This is a genomic window from Rothia sp. HMSC065D02 (genome assembly GCF_001815285.1).
Lineage (GTDB): Bacteria > Actinomycetota > Actinomycetes > Actinomycetales > Micrococcaceae > Rothia > Rothia dentocariosa.
The window spans coordinates 169159-169691 of the sequence record NZ_KV820092.1 but is presented as its reverse complement, the minus strand read 5'-3'; the positions used below and the strand labels follow the sequence as shown (position 1 = coordinate 169691).

The following is a 533-nucleotide window of genomic DNA, read 5'->3' as shown; positions in this document are numbered from 1 at the left end:
AGGTTGACACCGAGGTTCCCTCCCCCGTAGCAGGTACCCTGCTCGAGATCCGCATCCCCGAGGATGAGGACGCAGAGGTTGGCCAGGTTCTGGCTATCATCGGCGACGCTTCCGCTGCTGCTGCTCCGGCTGCTCCCGCTCCGGTTGCTGAGGCTCCCGCAGCTCCCGCTCCGGTTGCTGAGGCTCCGGCTGCTCCCGCTGCTGCACCGGCTGCTCCCGCAGCTGCTGCTGCAGGCACCGAGGTTCTGCTGCCCGCACTGGGCGAGTCCGTCACCGAGGGCACCGTTACCCGCTGGCTGAAGGAAGTTGGCGAGCAGGTTGAGGTTGACGAGCCCCTGGTTGAGGTTTCCACCGACAAGGTTGACACCGAGGTTCCCTCCCCCGTAGCAGGCGTTGTTGAGCAGATTCTCGTCCCCGAGGACGAGGACGTCGAGGTCGGCGCTGCTCTGGCTATCATTGGCGACGGTTCCGGCGCTGCTGCTCCGGCTGCTCCCGCAGCTGCTGAGGCTCCCGCAGCTCCCGCTCCGGTTGCT

1 protein-coding gene is annotated in these 533 nt (G+C 67.0%); it reads left to right on the top strand.

All coding sequences use genetic code 11. The features are described from left to right. Window positions 1-533: biotin/lipoyl-containing protein (locus HMPREF3016_RS11355; RefSeq protein ID WP_305794015.1), on the top strand; the 533-nt coding region annotated here is incomplete at both ends.